At 59.2% G+C, this 1,107-nt stretch carries 2 protein-coding genes; one reads left to right on the top strand and one right to left on the bottom strand.

Translation table 11 applies throughout. The features are described from left to right. A partial coding sequence (locus tag K359_RS60835; protein ID WP_245284973.1) for a recombinase zinc beta ribbon domain-containing protein occupies positions 1-894 on the top strand: 894 nt, incomplete at its 5' end. Here K359_RS60835 and K359_RS65665 read toward each other — a convergent pair. Next, on the bottom strand, positions 885-1,107 hold a 223-nt coding region (locus K359_RS65665), incomplete at its 5' end, for a hypothetical protein (protein WP_245284972.1). The two genes, K359_RS60835 and K359_RS65665, sit on opposite strands and share 10 nt — an antisense overlap.

The following is a 1,107-nucleotide window of genomic DNA, read 5'->3' as shown; positions in this document are numbered from 1 at the left end:
GCCGACATCAAAATGCCTGTGGTCCTGAGGAATGTTCAAATCTACAAGCTCAGCTGGAAAGCGCCAGCCTATCACACGGTGATGCAGATCCTGCACAATCCGCTCTATGCTGGCGCCTATGCGTTTGGCCGAATTGCTCAGAAGACACGGATCGTGGACGGTCGCGCCCGCAAGGTCAGCGGGTTCAAGAAGCCGCGGGAGGAATGGAATGTTCTCCTGCGCGACAATCATTCCGGCTATATCAGTTGGCAGGAGTATGAAGACAATCAGGCGCTGCTGCTGGAAAACGCGCACATGAAGAAGAACTGCTCGCGGAAATCGGCGCGCGGGGGACGCGCACTTCTGACCGGCTTGATGCGGTGCGGACGTTGCGGTCGGATGATGCGTGTGGTCTATGGCCAGGCCAAGGGGAATGCCCATCGTTATCAATGCCGCGGCGATGACGCCCATGTCGGCGCAGGCTTATGTATCGGCATCGGCGGAGTACGGATCGATCGTGCGGTCGCGCTGCAAATCCTCGAGGCTGTCTCCGATCGGGCTGTTGAAGCAGCGATATTGGCGTCCGACCAGATTGAGCGCTCGAGACATGAGATCATCGCCGCCGTCGAACGGGAGCTTGAGGTCGCACGCTACGAAGCGTCTCTTGCCGCACGCCGGTACGAGCTTGTGGATCCGGCGAAGCGTCACGTTGCCCGTGAACTTGAGGCGCGCTGGAATGGCGCATTGGAGCGGGTTGCCGAGCTTGAGGGGCGGATCAAGGAGCTGCGCGCCGCATCGGCGGAAAGTCCCAAGATCGACCGTGCCTTGCTTCTGCAACTTGCGTATGATCTGCCGCGGGTGTGGAACGCACCGTCCACGGACACACGCACCAAGCAGCGGCTGGTTCACACGTAGTCCGAGAGATTGTTTGCGATCTCGATGAGGACACCAACGAGGCCGTTCTGCTCATCCACTGGACCGGCGGCCGGCACACGGAGGTTCGTGTTGCTCGCCAAGGAATACCATTCGAGTTTCTCGATCGCATCCCCGCGCGATTGCACTGGAAGATCGGTCAGGAGTTTCCATTCAATCTTCTTTCTGTTCTTTGGCGCTCCTCTTTCATCAGCG

Origin of the sequence: Bradyrhizobium sp. th-b2, assembly GCF_000426785.1 — a bacterium.
Lineage (GTDB): Bacteria > Pseudomonadota > Alphaproteobacteria > Rhizobiales > Xanthobacteraceae > Bradyrhizobium > Bradyrhizobium septentrionale.
The sequence above is the reverse complement of the archived record's forward strand: the minus strand, read 5'-3'. Positions and strand labels throughout refer to the sequence as shown.